At 67.1% G+C, this 18601-nt stretch carries 19 protein-coding genes; all 19 read left to right on the top strand.

The window, feature by feature from the left end:
* The first annotated feature begins 63 nt into the window (after positions 1-63).
* On the top strand, positions 64-3963 hold the full coding sequence (locus ACZ7KF_RS26030; RefSeq protein WP_471079561.1) for a DNA-directed RNA polymerase subunit beta': 3900 nt from the start codon (positions 64-66) through the stop codon (positions 3961-3963).
* An 846-nt stretch (positions 3964-4809) separates the two neighbouring features.
* Positions 4810-5181, top strand: a complete 372-nt coding sequence (gene rpsL / locus ACZ7KF_RS26025; protein WP_003948652.1) for a 30S ribosomal protein S12 — start codon at positions 4810-4812, stop codon at positions 5179-5181.
* A 2-nt stretch (positions 5182-5183) separates the two neighbouring features.
* Positions 5184-5654: a 30S ribosomal protein S7 gene (gene rpsG / locus ACZ7KF_RS26020; RefSeq protein WP_003992340.1), complete on the top strand. Its 471-nt coding sequence runs from the start codon at positions 5184-5186 to the stop codon at positions 5652-5654.
* A 39-nt stretch (positions 5655-5693) separates the two neighbouring features.
* On the top strand, positions 5694-7820 hold the full coding sequence (fusA, locus tag ACZ7KF_RS26015) for an elongation factor G (protein WP_471079558.1): 2127 nt from the start codon (positions 5694-5696) through the stop codon (positions 7818-7820).
* Between the two features lie 161 nt (positions 7821-7981).
* Entirely contained in the window at positions 7982-9175 is a 1194-nt protein-coding gene (tuf, locus tag ACZ7KF_RS26010; RefSeq protein WP_471079555.1) for an elongation factor Tu, read from the top strand.
* A 309-nt stretch (positions 9176-9484) separates the two neighbouring features.
* Positions 9485-9844, top strand: a complete 360-nt coding sequence (locus ACZ7KF_RS26005; protein ID WP_471079552.1) for a hypothetical protein — start codon at positions 9485-9487, stop codon at positions 9842-9844.
* 16 nt (positions 9845-9860) lie between these two features.
* Complete coding sequence (locus tag ACZ7KF_RS26000) at positions 9861-11909, top strand: hypothetical protein (protein WP_471079549.1); 2049 nt, start codon at positions 9861-9863, stop codon at positions 11907-11909.
* Entirely contained in the window at positions 11906-12442 is a 537-nt protein-coding gene (locus ACZ7KF_RS25995; RefSeq protein WP_471079546.1) for a hypothetical protein, read from the top strand. The genes ACZ7KF_RS26000 and ACZ7KF_RS25995 overlap by 4 nt, the downstream gene beginning before the upstream one ends.
* Positions 12443-13199: 757 nt before the next feature.
* Positions 13200-13508 carry a 30S ribosomal protein S10 gene (gene rpsJ, locus ACZ7KF_RS25990; protein WP_003948644.1) on the top strand — a complete coding sequence of 103 codons (309 nt, stop codon included), beginning with the start codon at positions 13200-13202 and terminating at the stop codon, positions 13506-13508.
* Between the two features lie 17 nt (positions 13509-13525).
* On the top strand, positions 13526-14170 hold the full coding sequence (rplC, locus tag ACZ7KF_RS25985; protein WP_020135811.1) for a 50S ribosomal protein L3: 645 nt from the start codon (positions 13526-13528) through the stop codon (positions 14168-14170).
* An 8-nt stretch (positions 14171-14178) separates the two neighbouring features.
* On the top strand, positions 14179-14832 hold the full coding sequence (gene rplD / locus ACZ7KF_RS25980) for a 50S ribosomal protein L4 (protein ID WP_471079543.1): 654 nt from the start codon (positions 14179-14181) through the stop codon (positions 14830-14832).
* On the top strand, positions 14832-15251 hold the full coding sequence (gene rplW / locus ACZ7KF_RS25975; protein ID WP_225825001.1) for a 50S ribosomal protein L23: 420 nt from the start codon (positions 14832-14834) through the stop codon (positions 15249-15251). The genes rplD and rplW overlap by 1 nt, the downstream gene beginning before the upstream one ends.
* Positions 15252-15291: 40 nt before the next feature.
* The gene (gene rplB / locus ACZ7KF_RS25970; protein ID WP_471079541.1) at positions 15292-16128 is read left to right on the top strand and encodes a 50S ribosomal protein L2; all 837 of its coding nucleotides are present in this window, start codon (positions 15292-15294) and stop codon (positions 16126-16128) included.
* A 12-nt stretch (positions 16129-16140) separates the two neighbouring features.
* Positions 16141-16422 (top strand): 30S ribosomal protein S19, encoded by a 282-nt coding sequence (rpsS, locus tag ACZ7KF_RS25965; RefSeq protein WP_023547380.1) that lies wholly within the window; start codon positions 16141-16143, stop codon positions 16420-16422.
* Positions 16423-16467: 45 nt separating this feature from the next.
* Positions 16468-16815 (top strand): 50S ribosomal protein L22, encoded by a 348-nt coding sequence (gene rplV / locus ACZ7KF_RS25960; RefSeq protein ID WP_019329637.1) that lies wholly within the window; start codon positions 16468-16470, stop codon positions 16813-16815.
* Positions 16815-17636 carry a 30S ribosomal protein S3 gene (rpsC, locus tag ACZ7KF_RS25955; protein ID WP_003998826.1) on the top strand — a complete coding sequence of 274 codons (822 nt, stop codon included), beginning with the start codon at positions 16815-16817 and terminating at the stop codon, positions 17634-17636. The genes rplV and rpsC overlap by 1 nt, the downstream gene beginning before the upstream one ends.
* A gap of 5 nt (positions 17637-17641) precedes the next feature.
* Entirely contained in the window at positions 17642-18061 is a 420-nt protein-coding gene (rplP, locus tag ACZ7KF_RS25950; protein WP_009190136.1) for a 50S ribosomal protein L16, read from the top strand.
* Positions 18061-18285, top strand: a complete 225-nt coding sequence (gene rpmC / locus ACZ7KF_RS25945) for a 50S ribosomal protein L29 (protein WP_007494763.1) — start codon at positions 18061-18063, stop codon at positions 18283-18285. The genes rplP and rpmC overlap by 1 nt, the downstream gene beginning before the upstream one ends.
* Entirely contained in the window at positions 18285-18569 is a 285-nt protein-coding gene (gene rpsQ / locus ACZ7KF_RS25940; protein WP_471079538.1) for a 30S ribosomal protein S17, read from the top strand. Before rpmC ends, rpsQ begins: the two co-directional genes overlap by 1 nt.
* Positions 18570-18601: the final 32 nt, after the last annotated feature.

The raw sequence follows: 18601 nt of genomic DNA, 5'->3' as shown, positions 1-18601 counted from the left end.
CGTCGACCCCCAGGCCCCCGTTTCAGACCACAGACTTTCGACCCTGAGAGGGATTGACGCATAGTGCTCGACGTCAACTTCTTCGACGAGCTCCGGATCGGCCTGGCCACCGCTGACGACATCCGTCAGTGGAGCCACGGCGAGGTCAAGAAGCCCGAGACCATCAACTACCGCACCCTCAAGCCCGAAAAGGACGGACTCTTCTGCGAGAAGATCTTCGGTCCGACCCGGGACTGGGAGTGCTACTGCGGCAAGTACAAGCGCGTCCGCTTCAAGGGCATCATCTGTGAGCGCTGTGGCGTCGAGGTCACGCGCGCCAAGGTGCGCCGTGAGCGGATGGGCCACATCGAGCTGGCCGCGCCCGTCACCCACATCTGGTACTTCAAGGGTGTCCCCTCGCGCCTCGGCTACCTGCTGGACCTGGCGCCCAAGGACCTCGAGAAGGTCATCTACTTCGCGGCGTACATGATCACGTTCGTCGACGAGGAGCGCCGCACCCGCGACCTGCCCTCCCTGGAGGCGCACGTCTCGGTCGAGCGCCAGCAGATCGAGAACCGTCGCGACGCCGACCTCGAGGCCCGCGCCAAGAAGCTCGAGACCGACCTGGCCGAGCTGGAGGCCGAGGGCGCCAAGGCCGACGTGCGCCGCAAGGTGCGCGAGGGTGCCGAGCGCGAGATGAAGCAGCTGCGCGACCGTGCGCAGCGCGAGATCGACCGCCTCGACGAGGTGTGGAACCGGTTCAAGAACCTCAAGGTCCAGGACCTCGAGGGCGACGAGCTGCTCTACCGCGAGCTGCGTGACCGCTTCGGCACGTACTTCGACGGTTCGATGGGTGCCGCGGCGCTGCAGAAGCGCCTGGAGTCCTTCGACCTGGAGGAGGAGGCCGAGCGCCTCCGCGAGATCATCCGCACCGGCAAGGGCCAGAAGAAGACCCGTGCCCTGAAGCGGCTGAAGGTCGTCTCCGCGTTCCTGCAGACCTCCAACAGCCCCAAGGGCATGGTCCTGGACTGCGTCCCGGTCATCCCGCCGGACCTGCGTCCGATGGTGCAGCTGGACGGTGGCCGCTTCGCGACCTCCGACCTGAACGACCTGTACCGCCGTGTGATCAACCGCAACAACCGCCTGAAGCGGCTTCTCGACCTCGGTGCGCCCGAGATCATCGTCAACAACGAGAAGCGCATGCTCCAGGAGGCGGTCGACGCCCTCTTCGACAACGGTCGTCGTGGCCGCCCGGTGACGGGCCCCGGCAACCGTCCGCTGAAGTCCCTCAGCGACATGCTGAAGGGTAAGCAGGGTCGATTCCGTCAGAACCTGCTCGGCAAGCGAGTCGACTACTCGGCGCGCTCCGTCATCGTCGTCGGCCCGCAGCTGAAGCTGCACCAGTGCGGTCTGCCCAAGGCCATGGCGCTGGAGCTGTTCAAGCCGTTCGTGATGAAGCGTCTGGTCGACCTGAACCACGCGCAGAACATCAAGAGCGCCAAGCGCATGGTGGAGCGCGGCCGTACGGTCGTGTACGACGTCCTCGAAGAGGTCATCGCCGAGCACCCGGTTCTGCTGAACCGTGCTCCCACCCTGCACCGCCTCGGCATCCAGGCCTTCGAGCCGCAGCTGGTCGAGGGCAAGGCCATCCAGATCCACCCGCTCGTCTGCACCGCGTTCAACGCGGACTTCGACGGTGACCAGATGGCCGTGCACCTGCCGCTGTCCGCGGAGGCGCAGGCCGAGGCCCGCATCCTGATGCTGTCCTCGAACAACATCCTCAAGCCGGCCGACGGCCGCCCGGTGACGATGCCGACCCAGGACATGGTCCTCGGTCTGTTCTTCCTCACCACCGACGGCGAGCTGCGTGACACCAAGGGCGAGGGCCGCGCGTTCGGCTCCACGGCCGAGGCGATCATGGCGTTCGACGCCGGCGAGCTGGCGCTGCAGTCGCCGATCGACATCCGCTTCCCGGTGGGCACCATCCCGCCGCGCGGCTGGACCCCGCCGGCGCGCGAGGAGGGCGAGCCCGAGTGGCAGCAGGGTGACTCGTTCCGCCTGCGCACCACCCTGGGCCGCGCGCTCTTCAACGAGCTGCTGCCCGAGGACTACCCGTTCGTCGACTACTCGGTGGGCAAGAAGCAGCTCTCCGAGATCGTCAACGACCTGGCCGAGCGCTACCCCAAGGTCATCGTGGCGGCGACGCTCGACAACCTGAAGGCGGCCGGCTTCTACTGGGCGACCCGTTCCGGTGTCACCGTGGCCATCTCCGACGTCGTCGTTCCCGAGGCGAAGAAGGAGATCGTCCGCGGCTACGAGGCGCAGGACGAGAAGGTCCAGAAGCAGTACGAGCGCGGTCTGATCACCAAGGAAGAGCGCACTCAGGAGCTCATCGCGATCTGGACCAAGGCGACCAACGAGGTCGCCGAGGCGATGAACGAGAACTTCCCCAAGACGAACCCCATCTTCATGATGGTTGACTCGGGTGCCCGAGGAAACATGATGCAGATGCGGCAGATCGCCGGTATGCGTGGTCTGGTGTCGAACGCGAAGAACGAGACCATCCCGCGTCCGATCAAGGCGTCCTTCCGTGAGGGCCTGTCCGTGCTGGAGTACTTCATCTCCACGCACGGTGCCCGTAAGGGTCTGGCGGACACCGCCCTGCGTACCGCCGACTCGGGTTACCTGACCCGTCGTCTGGTGGACGTCTCGCAGGACGTCATCATCCGCGAGGAGGACTGCGGCACCGAGCGCGGCCTCAAGCTGGCCATCGCCGAGCGTGGCGCCGACGGCGTCCTGCGCAAGGCGGACAACGCCGAGACGTCCGTGTACGCGCGCTGCCTCGCCGAGGACATCGTCGTGGACGGCAAGGTGCTCGCCCCGGCGGGCGTCGACCTCGGTGACGTCCTCATCGACCAGCTGGTCAAGGCGGGCGTCGAGGAGGTCAAGACCCGCTCGGTCCTGACCTGTGAGTCCGCCGTCGGCACCTGCGCGATGTGCTACGGCCGTTCGCTGGCCACCGGCAAGCTGGTCGACATCGGTGAGGCGGTCGGCATCATCGCCGCCCAGTCCATCGGTGAGCCCGGTACCCAGCTGACGATGCGTACCTTCCACACCGGTGGTGTGGCCGGTGACGACATCACCCAGGGTCTGCCCCGTGTCGTCGAGCTCTTCGAGGCCCGTACCCCGAAGGGTGTCGCCCCGATCTCCGAGGCCAACGGCCGCATCCGGATCGAGGAGACCGAGAAGACCAAGAAGATCGTCGTCACCCCGGACGACGGCAGCGACGAGACGGCGTTCCCGATCTCGAAGCGTGCCAAGGTCCTGGTGCGCGAGGGCGACCACGTCGAGGTGGGCCAGCAGCTCACCGTGGGTGCCACCAACCCGCACGACGTGCTGCGCATCCTGGGTCAGCGTGCCGTCCAGGTCCACCTGGTCGGCGAGGTCCAGAAGGTGTACAACTCGCAGGGTGTGTCGATCCACGACAAGCACATCGAGATCATCATCCGGCAGATGCTCCGCCGCGTGACGATCATCGAGTCCGGCGACGCCGAGCTGCTGCCCGGCGAGCTGGTCGAGCGCTCGAAGTTCGAGACCGAGAACCGTCGCGTGGTCCAGGAGGGCGGTCACCCGGCCTCCGGTCGTCCGCAGCTGATGGGTATCACCAAGGCCTCGCTGGCGACGGAGTCCTGGCTGTCGGCCGCCTCCTTCCAGGAGACGACCCGAGTCCTGACGGATGCGGCGATCAACGCCAAGTCCGACAGCCTCATCGGCCTCAAGGAGAACGTCATCATCGGTAAGCTCATCCCGGCCGGTACGGGTCTGTCCCGCTACCGCAACATCCGGGTCGAGCCGACCGAGGAGGCCAAGGCCGCGATGTACTCGGCCGTCGGCTACGACGACATCGACTACTCGCCGTTCGGCACGGGCTCCGGCCAGGCCGTTCCGCTGGAGGACTACGACTACGGTCCGTACAACCAGTAAGCGGGCAGTTTGAGGTGAAGGGCGGTCACCCCGTTGCGTACGGGGTGGCCGCCCTTCGGCGTGTCGTGGGCGGTGGCCGGCCGATGCCGGAGCGGCGGCGCGGGATCCGCGGGGCCGTCGTCCGGCCGAGCGCGCCTGAGTCGAGCGCGCCTGAGTCGAGCGCTCCCGAGTCGAGCGCGCCTGAGTGGAGTGTGTCCGCGCGGGGGCGCCGTCCTCACCCTCAGAGGCCGTCAGGGCCTCCCTGAGCGCCTCGCCGGCCTCTCCCTGGCCGACGGGCGGGCTCCGGGCGAGCGAGGTCGCCGTGGACCCGCTGAGCGCGGTGGGCCCGGCGAGCGGTAGGCCCACCGCGTTCAGGTGCCGACCGCGGGAGACTTTCCTGCTCGGCTCGAAGCGGCACCGTCCCGTCACCCAGCGTCAGTGCCGGGTGATCTTTCGCTGCGGGTGGAGGCGCCGGCCACAGGGCGGCGGGGGTCGCGAGCCGCGGCGTGGCGCCGGATTTCGCGGGGCGGCGGGGGCCGCGCGGGCCTAGCCGTTCGATGTGACCAGGGCGTGAAATCGAAGATCATGTACGGCGTAGGGACTTGACATGCTCTGCCTGGCGCTGCGGGTGCGGCCCATTTGTTTTGACCACAGCGAATGAGGTAGGTACGCTCAGACCTTGTGCCTGGGGTGTGCCCTGGCTCCTGTGCGTGCCTGCAAACCGCATGGCGAGCCGCGACTGGCCACCGTAATCTGCGCCCTTTTCGCCTTGCGGCGGGAGTCTGGCGGATTCGACACACCCGACCGCGTGGGTCGGTGGCGTTCCAGGTTAGCTGTACCTATCGGCACACAGAAACCGGAGAAGTAGTGCCTACGATCCAGCAGCTGGTCCGTAAGGGCCGGCAGGACAAGGTCGAGAAGAACAAGACGCCCGCACTCGAGGGTTCCCCTCAGCGTCGTGGCGTCTGCACGCGTGTGTTCACGACCACCCCGAAGAAGCCGAACTCGGCCCTGCGTAAGGTCGCGCGTGTGCGTCTGACCAGTGGCATCGAGGTCACCGCTTACATTCCGGGTGAGGGACACAACCTGCAGGAGCACTCCATCGTGCTCGTGCGCGGCGGCCGTGTGAAGGACCTGCCGGGTGTTCGCTACAAGATCATCCGCGGTTCGCTCGACACCCAGGGTGTCAAGAACCGCAAGCAGGCTCGCAGCCGTTACGGCGCCAAGAAGGAGAAGTAAGAATGCCTCGTAAGGGCCCCGCCCCGAAGCGCCCGGTCATCATCGACCCGGTCTACGGTTCTCCTCTGGTGACCTCCCTCATCAACAAGGTGCTGCTGAACGGCAAGCGCTCCACCGCCGAGCGCATCGTCTACGGCGCCATGGAGGGTCTGCGTGAGAAGACGGGCAACGACCCGATCATCACGCTGAAGCGCGCGCTGGAGAACATCAAGCCGACCCTCGAGGTCAAGTCCCGCCGTGTCGGTGGTGCGACGTACCAGGTTCCGATCGAGGTCAAGCCCGGTCGTGCCAACACGCTCGCCCTGCGCTGGCTGGTCGGTTACTCCCGCGCCCGTCGCGAGAAGACCATGACCGAGCGTCTGCTCAACGAGCTTCTCGACGCCTCCAACGGCCTGGGTGCCGCTGTGAAGAAGCGCGAGGACACGCACAAGATGGCCGAGTCCAACAAGGCCTTCGCGCACTACCGCTGGTAGTCGCTACCCACATCGAGACCGAGAGAAGACTGAAGCCTTATGGCTACCACTTCACTTGACCTGGCCAAGGTCCGCAACATCGGGATCATGGCCCACATCGACGCGGGCAAGACGACCACCACCGAGCGGATCCTGTTCTACACCGGTGTGTCGTACAAGATCGGTGAGGTCCACGACGGCGCTGCCACCATGGACTGGATGGAGCAGGAGCAGGAGCGTGGCATCACGATCACCTCTGCTGCCACCACCTGCCACTGGCCGCTGGAAGACGTCGACCACACCATCAACATCATCGACACCCCGGGACACGTCGACTTCACCGTCGAGGTGGAGCGCTCCCTGCGCGTGCTCGACGGTGCCGTGACGGTGTTCGACGGCGTCGCCGGCGTTGAGCCCCAGTCCGAGACGGTGTGGCGTCAGGCGGACCGCTACGGCGTTCCGCGTATCTGCTTCGTCAACAAGCTCGACCGCACCGGTGCCGAGTTCCACCGCTGCGTCGACATGATCTCTGACCGCCTCGGCGCTCAGCCGATCGTGATGCAGCTCCCGATCGGTGCCGAGGCCGACTTCAAGGGCGTCATCGACCTCGTGACGATGAAGGCCCTGGTCTGGTCCGCCGAGGCCACCAAGGGCGAGATGTACGACACCGTCGACATCCCGGACACGCACGCCGAGGCTGCCGAGGAGTACCGCGGCAAGCTGCTCGAGGCCGTGGCCGAGAACGACGAAGAGATCATGGAGCTGTACCTGGAGGGCAACGAGCCCTCCGTGGAGCAGCTGTACGCCGCGATCCGTCGTATCACCATCGCGTCCGGCAAGGGCACCGGCACCACCGTGACCCCGGTGTTCTGCGGTACCGCGTTCAAGAACAAGGGCGTCCAGCCCCTGCTCGACGCGGTCGTGCGCTACCTGCCGTCCCCGGTCGACATCGAGGCCATCGAGGGCCACGACGTCAAGGACCCCGAGGTCGTCGTCAAGCGCAAGCCGTCCGACGACGAGCCGCTGTCGGCGCTGGCGTTCAAGATCATGAGCGACCCGCACCTCGGCAAGCTCACCTTCGTCCGGGTGTACTCGGGCCGCCTGGAGTCCGGCTCTTCGGTGCTGAACTCCGTCAAGGGCAAGAAGGAGCGCATCGGCAAGATCTACCGCATGCACGCCAACAAGCGTGAGGAGATCGAGTCGGTGGGCGCCGGCGACATCGTCGCCGTCATGGGCCTGAAGCAGACCACCACCGGTGAGACGCTGGCCGACGACAAGAACCCGGTCATCCTGGAGTCCATGGACTTCCCGGCACCGGTCATCCAGGTCGCCATCGAGCCCAAGTCGAAGGGTGACCAGGAGAAGCTGGGCGTCGCGATCCAGCGCCTGGCCGAGGAGGACCCGTCCTTCCAGGTCCACTCGGACGAGGAGACCGGCCAGACCATCATCGGTGGCATGGGCGAGCTGCACCTCGAGGTGCTGGTCGACCGTATGCGCCGTGAGTTCAAGGTCGAGGCCAACGTCGGCAAGCCGCAGGTGGCCTACCGCGAGACGATCCGCAAGGCCGTCGAGCGCGTCGACTACACCCACAAGAAGCAGACCGGTGGTACCGGTCAGTTCGCCAAGGTGCAGATCGCGATCGAGCCGATCGAGGGCGGCGACGCCTCGTACGAGTTCGTGAACAAGGTGACCGGTGGCCGTATCCCGAAGGAGTACATCCCTTCGGTCGACGCCGGTGCGCAGGAGGCCATGCAGTTCGGCATCCTCGCCGGTTACGAGATGACCGGCGTGCGCGTCATCCTGATCGACGGTGGCTACCACGAGGTCGACTCCTCCGAGCTCGCCTTCAAGATCGCCGGCTCGCAGGCCTTCAAGGAGGCCGCGCGCAAGGCTTCGCCCGTGCTCCTGGAGCCGATGATGGCCGTTGAGGTCACCACGCCCGAGGACTACATGGGTGAGGTCATCGGCGACATCAACTCCCGCCGTGGCCAGATCCAGGCCATGGAGGAGCGGGCTGGTGCCCGCGTCGTGAAGGGCCTCGTGCCCCTGTCGGAGATGTTCGGCTACGTCGGCGACCTCCGCAGCAAGACGTCGGGTCGCGCAAGCTACTCGATGCAGTTCGACTCCTACGCCGAGGTTCCGCGGAACGTCGCCGAGGAGATCATCGCGAAGGCCAAGGGCGAGTAACGCACCGCGTTCCCACGCTTTAGGCTTGACTCCGGAGCCTCCAGGGGCAAACAGCCGCAAAACCACACGGATGTTTGCCCCCTGGTTCCGGGCTTTAACAGCAAAGATCACCTGGCGCCGATGAAGTAAGGCGTACAGAACCACTCCACAGGAGGACCCCAGTGGCGAAGGCGAAGTTCGAGCGGACTAAGCCGCACGTCAACATCGGCACCATCGGTCACATCGACCACGGTAAGACGACCCTCACGGCCGCCATTACCAAGGTGCTGCACGACGCGTACCCGGACCTGAACGAGGCCACCCCGTTCGACAACATCGACAAGGCGCCCGAGGAGCGTCAGCGCGGTATCACCATCTCCATCGCGCACGTCGAGTACCAGACCGAGGCGCGTCACTACGCCCACGTCGACTGCCCGGGTCACGCGGACTACATCAAGAACATGATCACCGGTGCCGCGCAGATGGACGGCGCGATCCTGGTGGTCGCCGCCACCGACGGCCCGATGCCGCAGACCAAGGAGCACGTGCTCCTGGCCCGCCAGGTCGGCGTTCCGTACATCGTCGTCGCCCTGAACAAGGCCGACATGGTGGACGACGAGGAGATCCTGGAGCTCGTCGAGCTCGAGGTCCGTGAGCTCCTCTCCGAGTACGAGTTCCCGGGCGACGACGTTCCGGTCGTCAAGGTCTCCGCTCTGAAGGCCCTCGAGGGCGAGAAGGAGTGGGTGGACTCCGTCCTCAACCTGATGAACGCCGTCGACGAGTCGATCCCGCAGCCGGAGCGCGACGTCGACAAGCCGTTCCTCATGCCGATCGAGGACGTCTTCACGATCACCGGTCGCGGTACGGTCGTCACCGGCCGTATCGAGCGTGGTGTCCTGAAGGTCAACGAGACCGTCGACATCATCGGCATCAAGACCGAGAAGACCTCCACCACGGTCACCGGCATCGAGATGTTCCGCAAGCTGCTCGACGAGGGCCAGGCCGGTGAGAACGTCGGTCTGCTGCTCCGTGGCATCAAGCGCGAGGACGTCGAGCGCGGCCAGGTCATCATCAAGCCGGGCTCGGTCACCCCGCACACGGAGTTCGAGGCGCAGGCCTACATCCTGTCCAAGGACGAGGGTGGCCGCCACACGCCGTTCTTCAACAACTACCGCCCGCAGTTCTACTTCCGCACGACGGACGTGACCGGCGTGGTGACCCTCCCCGAGGGCACCGAGATGGTCATGCCGGGTGACAACACCGAGATGAAGGTGGACCTCATCCAGCCCGTCGCCATGGAGGAGGGCCTGAAGTTCGCCATCCGTGAGGGTGGTCGCACCGTGGGCGCCGGCCAGGTCACCAAGATCCTCAAGTAAGCTCCGCTTGCTTCGAGGTCATCTGACCTAGGAGAGGCCCGTACGACTCCGGTCGTACGGGCCTCTTCGTCTGTCTCGCGCCGCCCCGTCCGCGGAGCCCCCGGCACCGACCGCGGCACGCGACTCGGACCACGTCAACGCGACCGCGGCGAAACACCCCGTGACGAAGATCGGCGTCCACCGGTTGAAGTTCCGGACGGTGGATCCGGCGGTGGTGCCGCAACAGCCCGCTGATCGACACGGCGGCCGCCCGGCGCTGCGCCCGGGTCCGCCGGAGAGCCGGCGGTTGCGGTAGGGCGAGGAGTGGTGATGAGCGGTGTGTCCGGCCCCCACGGGACGAGGGACCTGAAATCCGTACCGGCCGTGAAACGAGCGGCGGCCAAGGCCCTGCACGACCACATCGAGCCGGACAGCCGCACGGCCGGCGCGTGGGCGGACGACGAGACCGGCGCGGCGGTGAAGGCGTTGGGCCCGCGGGACGGCGACGGCTGGCTGACCTCGGGGGCGCTGCGCGCGGCCCACGAGACCTGGACCGGCCAGGTCAAGAACCTGATGGACCGGCTGGGCGCGGAGAAGGACGCGCTGCGGGCCACCAACACGGTGCTGACCGGCGCGGACATCGGCGTCGGCGGGGCACTGCGGCAGCTGTCCGCGCTGGACCGGTACTGAGGGGACCGGCCCGGGGATGCCGACCTACCACGAGATCATGGCCGCCGACCTCGGCACGCTCACCACCGCCGCGGAGCGCTGGGAGGGCATGGCGGGGGAGTTCGAGAAGCAGGAGAAGGCGTACCGCCGGGACGTCCACGACGTCTCCGCCGGCCCCGCGTCCTGGGCCGGCATGAGCGCGGAGGCGGCCCACGGGCGGTTCGCCGTCACGCTGAAGGAGTTCCAGTACGCGCAGCGGGAGGCCAAGGCGATCGCCGCGTTGCTGCGCGACGCGCACGCCCGGTTCGTGGAGCTGCGCGGGCGGGTGAAGGCGGTGCGCGGCGAAGCGCTGGCGGCGGGGATGCGGGTGTCGGAGCGGGGCCTGGTGGCTCCGGACCCGGACGCCGAAGGGCCGGGGGAGGACGAGTCGGCCGCCCGCTCCTGGCAGGACCGCCTCGACAAGGCGGTACGGGACGTCACCGACGCGGACGGGGGCGTGCGGACCGCGCTGACGGCGGTGGTCGTGGACTCCGAGCCGCTCGTCGGCGGCCGTGGCTTCAACGGCCGCGCCCTCGGTGACGTCGAGAAGTACGAGGCGCTGGCGGCGGAGGACGCGCTGGCGAAACTCGCCCGGGGCGGGCGTCTGTCGGCGCGGGAACTGGCCGAACTGGAGCGGACGTTCCGCGACAACGCCGACGACGAGGCGTTCGCCCGGACGCTGCTGGAGGACCTGGGCCCGCGGGGCACGATCCGGCTGACGAACCGACTGAACGACCTGCTGCACGTCCGGGACGGACAGCCCGGGCCGGCCCTGCGGTCCTGGTCGCTGATCGAGTCCGGCCTGGCGGACTCCCTGGCCACGGCGACCCGGGACACGGACTCGGAGTGGTACCGGCACTGGCGGACCGACATGCGGCACGCGGGCGCCGAGCGCTACGCCACGGAGGCGCAAGGGGCGCGACTGGACCGGGCGGTGGGCTACCAGTCGCTGGCGACGCTGATGCGGGCCGGGCACGGATACGCGCCGACGATGCTGGAGAACCTGACCGACGACATGATCGCCACGGAGAAGAGCCATCCCGGGATCTGGCAGCTGAAGGGGACCTATGCCGGCCACCACGGAGGCTGGTTCGCCAACGACCCCGTGGACGCCACCCTGGGCCTCATGAGCCGGGACCCGGGGGCCGCCGCGCATTACCTCTCTTCGGACGCGCACATGAGGTATCTGATGAAGGAGAGGGACTGGAACGTCACGCTGCACGTGAGGCAGACGGCGACGGCCACGATGTACGCGGAGGGCCTCGACAGGGACGACCGGGCGGGGTTCGCGGCGGCACTCCGGTCGGCGGCGACCGGGATCGACCCCTCGGACCGGCATGCCCACCCTGTGCCGCACGGGGCACGGAACGAGGCCGTCCTGCGATCCGCCCTGGCCTACGCGGCGGACGCGGGTGACGACCTTCCCCCGGCGCTCCGCAAGCCCCTGGCCGACATCCTGGTGAACCACGGTGAGACGGTCCACGCCGCCATGAGCGAGATCGACATCGCCCGCTCCCCGCTGAAACAGGACCAGCTGTTCGAGGTGGCGAAACAGCTCTCCAAGGACAAGGACGCCTACGGCACGCTGAACGGCGGACTCAACCACGCGATGGTCGCCGAGATCCACCACGACCCTTCACACTCGGACGAGTCCCTCCTCCGCGCGGGCCGCACGGTCGGATTCCTGGAAGAGGCCCGGGTCCAGTCCCAGGGCGACCCGAAAACAGCCGACTTCGAGGCGAAACCCCTTTTCGACAAGGCCATCAGCTTCATTCCGGTGGCTGCGGACGACGTCCAGGAAGGGTTCGACTACGTGACGGACCAGTGGTTGGCGGACGAGCAGAAGAGGCTGGATGATCGGCAGGCCGACATGAACTTCCAGGCTTACTCCAGAAGGAATGGTCAGCTGATGGCACTCGCCGAGGAATGGAGGAAAACCCATCCTGCGGGAGGTTCCTCGAACTTCGACGCAAGAGAGGCGATCAGTGGGTCTGCCGGGTCCGGAATCGACCATGCGCGAGGTGTGTCCGGGGTGCAGCCCACGTGATGAAGAACCTCCGCACGGTTCTCGTCGGCATGGCGGTGCTGGCGCAGTGCCTCGTGGTCGCCTGTGACCGGTCGGATGACCAGGCGATCCCGGCGAAGATCTGCGGTACCCACGTGACTCCCGAGCTCACGCGCCCGCTTGTATGGCCCACGAAGGACTTGTACGAGTTCACTCGGGTCGATCGAGCGGAAGCAGTGGCCGCACCCTGCATGCTTCTGTCGGACAACCGTGCGGTCCTCGGGCTTCGCTTCTCCTGGGGTGAATACCCGACGGACCTCATGTATCTGGCAACGGGCACGGGCACGGTATCGAATGTCACCGATCCCCGCCCCGTCGCCTTCCGCTACAAGACGATCGTCGGCAATGACGGCGCAATCTCGCAGGCCCCCTGCAAAACCAAACGCGGCAACTACTTCACCCTCACCCTCCAGCTCCCCCGGATCAAGCTCACCGATCAGTCCCACCGCAAGGACATCGAGAAGTTCATGCGGGCCTATTTCCCCGCGACCGTCGAGACCCTGCGGTGCTCCTGAGGGTGAGCGCCGGGTACGTGGCCCACGGGAGCGGGGCCGGGTGCTTCCCAGGCGGCGACAGGGCGCACACGGTCGTCTCGGTGAAGGGCCTGACGCAGATCATGCGAGGACGTCTTTGATAGGGCGACGCGGTGGACTCCTGAGCCGCCTTCCCGTGGACGCGTGGGGCAGGCCCTGCGGGCTCGGCGTCGATGCACGGGGCTCCTTCCGCGGGAGCGCCGGAGCGCCCGTTCACCGCACGCGGCCAAGCACTGCGTGACCTGTTCCGAGGCGGGGTCCGGAGCTCGGAGGCGAGGGGGATCGGTGCGGCGCTCCGCTGAGGCGCTCGCGTCCCGCGTTTGACCTACGTCACCTTCGGGGTAATCTCTTCGGCTCGATTGGCGGTCTGCCTGCCCCATATGGCAGACTGTCCGAGTTGCTCGGTCGAGTGTTGATGCTGCGCGCCTCCCGCCGGGAGGACCGGAAGCGAGTCCCACAGTACTCGTCGCCCTAACTGCCTGCGGGCAGCGCTGGGGCGGACGTACGGGAATCTTCCGGGAAGTGTGAGCGCGGCACCGGCCAGGCGCCCGGTGGGCCCGAGGTCCCCGGTCTGCGGTTCCGGAAGGGCCGTGTGCATTCCCGCAGGGATGTTCGGACAAGGGGCATCTGTGTCAGCGGGAGCGCGACACGCCCGACCGCGTGGGTCGGAGAAACGACGGCAGCAAGAAGGAATCCACCGGGTTCCGGAGCGTAAGAGAGACAGGACTACTGAGTAGCCATGGCGGGACAGAAGATCCGCATCCGGCTCAAGGCCTACGACCACGAGGTCATCGACTCCTCGGCGAAGAAGATCGTCGAGACGGTGACCCGCACTGGTGCGTCGGTCGCGGGCCCGGTGCCGCTGCCCACTGAGAAGAACGTGTACTGCGTCATCAAGTCGCCGCACAAGTACAAGGACTCGCGCGAGCACTTCGAGATGCGCACGCACAAGCGCCTGATCGACATTCTCGACCCCACCCCCAAGACCGTTGACTCTCTGATGCGACTCGACCTCCCGGCCGGTGTCGACATCGAGATCAAGCTCTGAGGGTCGGTGAGCTGAGAATGGCTAAGCAGATCAAGGGCATCCTGGGCGAGAAGCTCGGCATGACGCAGGTGTGGGACGAGAACAACCGCGTTGTTCCGGTCACCGTCGTCAAGGCCGGCCCCAACGTCGTCACCCAGGTCCGTACGAACGATGTCGACGGCTACGAGTCCGTCCAGATCGCTTTCGGCGAGATCGACCCGCGCAAGGTGAACAAGCCCCTCAAGGGCCACTTCGCCAAGGCCGACGTCACTCCCCGCCGCCACCTCGTCGAGATCCGTACCGCTGACGCCAGCGAGTACACCCTCGGCCAGGAGATCACCGCCGAGGTGTTCGAGGCCGGCATCAAGGTCGACGTGACCGGCAAGAGCAAGGGCAAGGGCTTCGCCGGTGTCATGAAGCGTCACAACTTCAAGGGCCTCGGCGCCGGACACGGCACCCAGCGCAAGCACCGCTCGCCCGGTTCCATCGGTGGCTGCGCCACCCCGGGCCGCGTGTTCAAGGGCCTCCGCATGGCGGGTCGCATGGGCAACGAGCGGGTCACCACCCAGAACCTGACCGTCCACGCCGTTGACGCGGAGAAGGGTCTGCTGCTCATCAAGGGCGCGGTTCCCGGTCCGAACGGCGGCCTCGTCCTGGTCCGCACCGCGGCCAAGGGGGCCTGAGGTAACCGATGAGCACTGTTGACATCCTTTCGCCGGCGGGCGACAAGGCCGGTTCCGTCGAGCTCCCCGCGGAGATCTTCGACGCCAAGGTCAGCGTTCCGCTGATCCACCAGGTCGTCGTCGCGCAGCTGGCCGCTGCCCGTCAGGGCACGCACAAGACCAAGACTCGCGGCGAGGTCCGTGGTGGTGGCAAGAAGCCGTACCGCCAGAAGGGCACCGGTCGCGCCCGTCAGGGCTCGACCCGCGCGCCGCAGTTCGCCGGTGGTGGCGTCGTGCACGGTCCCGTGCCGCGTGACTACTCGCAGCGCACCCCGAAGAAGATGAAGGCCGCCGCCCTGCGCGGTGCCCTCACCGACCGGGCGCGTCACAACCGCATCCACGTCGTCTCCGGCGTGGTCGAGGGCGCGAACCCCAGCACCAAGGCCGCCAAGTCGCTGTTCGGCAAGATCTCGGAGCGCAAGAACCTGCTCCTGGTCGTCGACCGCGCCGACGAGGCCGCGTGGCTGTCCGCCCGCAACCTGCCCCAGGTCCACATCCTGGAGCCGGGCCAGCTGAACACGTACGACGTTCTCGTCTCGGACGACGTGGTCTTCACCCAGGCCGCTTTCGAGTCCTTCGTGTCTGGCCCCAAGGCCGCTGACACCGAAGGGAGCGAGGCCTGATGGCTACGCGTCACCCGAGCATTGCCTCGAAGGCGGCCAAGGCCGCCAAGGCCGCGCGCGTCGCCAAGGCGCGTCGCCACGCCACCGAGGGCAAGAACACCGTCGAGACCCCGCTGAGCAAGTCCTTCACGGACCCCCGTGACGTGCTGCTCAAGCCGGTCGTCTCGGAGAAGAGCTACGCGCTCCTCGACGAGAACAAGTACACGTTCGTCGTCGCCCCGGGCGCCAACAAGACCCAGATCAAGCAGGCCGTCCAGGCGGTCTTCGACGTCAAGGTCACCGGGGTCAACACGATCAACCGTCAGGGCAAGCGCAAGCGCACGAAGACCGGCTTCGGCCAGCGTGCGGCGACCAAGCGCGCGATCGTGACCCTCGCCGAGGGCGACCGTATCGACATCTTCGGCGGTCCGACCGCCTAAGGGCGGTCCGGATCGTCCGATATCGGACGAGGACTGAGAAATGGGAATCCGCAAGTACAAGCCGACTACGCCGGGCCGTCGTGGCGCCAGCGTCGCCGACTTCGTCGAGGTCACGCGGTCCACGCCGGAGAAGTCGCTGGTCCGTCCCCTGCACAGCAAGGGCGGCCGTAACAACGCCGGTCGTGTGACCGTTCGCCACCAGGGTGGCGGACACAAGCGCGCCTACCGTGTGATCGACTTCCGTCGTCACGACAAGGACGGCGTGCCGGCGAAGGTCGCGCACATCGAGTACGACCCCAACCGCACCGCGCGCATCGCGCTGCTGCACTACGCGGACGGCGAGAAGCGCTACATCCTCGCCCCGCGCAACCTGCAGCAGGGCGACTCCGTGGAGAACGGTCCCGGGGCCGACATCAAGCCGGGCAACAACCTGGCCATCCGCAACATCCCGGTCGGTACCACGATCCACGCGATCGAGCTCCGTCCCGGTGGCGGTGCCAAGTTCGCCCGCTCCGCCGGTGCCTCCGTGCAGCTGCTCGCGAAGGAGGGCTCCATGGCCCACCTGCGCATGCCGTCCGGTGAGATCCGCCTGGTCGACGTCCGCTGCCGCGCCACCGTCGGTGAGGTCGGCAACGCCGAGCAGAGCAACATCAACTGGGGTAAGGCCGGCCGTAAGCGGTGGCTGGGCGTTCGCCCGACCGTCCGTGGTGTCGTGATGAACCCGGTTGACCACCCGCACGGTGGTGGTGAGGGCCGGACCTCCGGTGGTCGCCACCCTGTGTCCCCGTGGGGCAAGAAGGAAGGCCGTACTCGTTCGCCCAAGAAGGCGTCGAACAAGTACATCGTCCGCCGCCGCAAGACGAACAAGAAGCGCTAAGGACGGGTTGAGATGCCTCGTAGCCTGAAGAAGGGGCCCTTCGTCGACGACCACCTGATCAAGAAGGTGGACGCCCAGAACGAAGCCGGCACCAAGAACGTCATCAAGACCTGGTCCCGCCGCTCGATGATCGTCCCGGCCATGCTGGGCCACACGCTCGCGGTGCACAACGGCAAGACCCACATCCCGGTGTTCGTCACCGAGTCGATGGTCGGCCACAAGCTCGGCGAGTTCTCGCCGACCCGCACCTTCCGGGGCCACGTCAAGGAAGACCGGAAGTCGAAGCGCCGCTAGTAGCGGATCGCATTCAGACACGTAAGTAACTCTGAAGGGACAACCATGGAAGCCAGGGCCCAGGCGCGGTACATCCGCGTCACGCCCATGAAGGCCCGCCGTGTGGTGGACCTCATCCGTGGCATGGATGCCACGGAGGCCCAGGCTGTTCTGCGATTCGCTCCGCAGGCAGCCTCCGTGCCGGTCGGCAAGGTGCTGGACAGCGCCATCGCCAACGCCGCGCACAACTACGACCACACCGACGCCGACAGCCTCTACATCTCCGAGGCGTACGTCGACGAGGGCCCGACCCTGAAGCGGTTCCGGCCGCGCGCCCAGGGCCGTGCCTACCGGATCCGCAAGCGGACCAGCCACATCACCGTGGTCGTCAGCTCCAAGGAAGGAACCCGGTAATGGGCCAGAAGGTAAACCCGCACGGGTTCCGGCTCGGTGTCACGACCGACTTCAAGTCGCGTTGGTACGCCGACAAGCTGTACAAGGACTACGTCAAGGAAGACGTCGCCATCCGTCGGATGATGACGTCCGGCATGGAGCGCGCCGGCATCTCGAAGGTGGAGATCGAGCGCACCCGTGACCGCGTGCGTGTGGACATCCACACCGCTCGTCCGGGCATCGTCATCGGCCGCCGTGGCGCCGAGGCCGACCGCATCCGCGGTGACCTCGAGAAGCTCACGGGCAAGCAGGTCCAGCTGAACATCCTCGAGGTCAAGAACCCCGAGACCGACGCTCAGCTGGTTGCTCAGGCCGTTGCCGAGCAGCTCTCCTCCCGCGTCTCCTTCCGCCGCGCCATGCGTAAGAGCATGCAGTCGGCGATGAAGGCCGGCGCCAAGGGCATCAAGATCCAGTGCGGTGGCCGCCTCGGCGGCGCCGAGATGTCCCGCTCGGAGTTCTACCGCGAGGGCCGTGTGCCCCTGCACACGCTCCGTGCGAACGTGGACTACGGCTTCTTCGAGGCCAAGACGACCTTCGGCCGCATCGGTGTGAAGGTCTGGATCTACAAGGGCGACGTCAAGAACATCGCCGAGGTCCGCGCCGAGAACGCTGCCGCCCGTGCGGGTAACCGCCCGGCCCGCGGTGGCGCCGACCGCCCGGCCCGTGGTGGCCGTGGTGGCGAGCGGCGCGGTCGCAAGCCGCAGCAGGCTGCTGGCGCCGAGGCCCCCAAGGCCGAGGCTCCCGCGTCCGCTCCGGCTGAGAGCACCGGAACGGAGGCCTGACCGAAATGCTGATCCCCCGTAGGGTCAAGCACCGCAAGCAGCACCACCCGAAGCGCAACGGTATGTCCAAGGGTGGGACGCAGGTTGCGTTCGGCGAGTACGGCATCCAGGCGCTGACCCCGGCCTACGTCACGAACCGCCAGATCGAGGCGGCCCGTATCGCGATGACCCGTCACATCAAGCGTGGCGGCAAGGTCTGGATCAACATCTACCCGGACCGTCCCCTCACCAAGAAGCCTGCCGAGACCCGCATGGGTTCCGGTAAGGGTTCTCCGGAGTGGTGGATCGCGAACGTCAAGCCCGGACGTGTGATGTTCGAGCTGTCGTACCCCAACGAGAAGATCGCCCGTGAGGCGCTGACTCGTGCGGCCCACAAGCTGCCGATGAAGTGCCGGATCGTCAAGCGCGAGGCAGGTGAAGCGTGATGTCGGCCGGTACCAAGGCGTCCGAGCTGCGCGAGCTGGGCAACGAGGAGCTTCTGGCGAAGCTCCGCGAGGCCAAGGAAGAGCTGTTCAACCTCCGCTTCCAGGCGGCCACGGGTCAGCTCGAAAACCACGGCCGTCTGAAGGCGGTCCGCAAGGACATCGCGCGGATCTACACCCTGATGCGCGAGCGTGAGCTGGGCATCGAAACGGTGGAGAACGCCTGATGAGCGAGAAGAACGTGACTGAGAACGCAGAGGCCCGCGGCTTCCGCAAGACCCGTGAGGGTCTCGTCGTCAGCGACAAGATGGACAAGACCGTCGTCGTCGCCGTCGAGGACCGCGTCAAGCACGCGCTGTACGGCAAGGTCATCCGCCGTACGAGCAAGCTCAAGGCGCACGACGAGCAGAACGCCGCGGGTGTCGGCGACCGCGTCCTCCTCATGGAGACCCGGCCGCTGTCCGCGACGAAGCGCTGGCGCGTCGTCGAGATCCTCGAGAAGGCCAAGTAAATCTCCTGCGGGGCACCCCTCGCAGGACAGTT

This window comes from Streptomyces sp. NPDC038200 (assembly GCF_055600785.1).
Note: the sequence above shows the minus strand (reverse complement) of the source record. Positions and strands in the feature narration are given on the sequence as shown.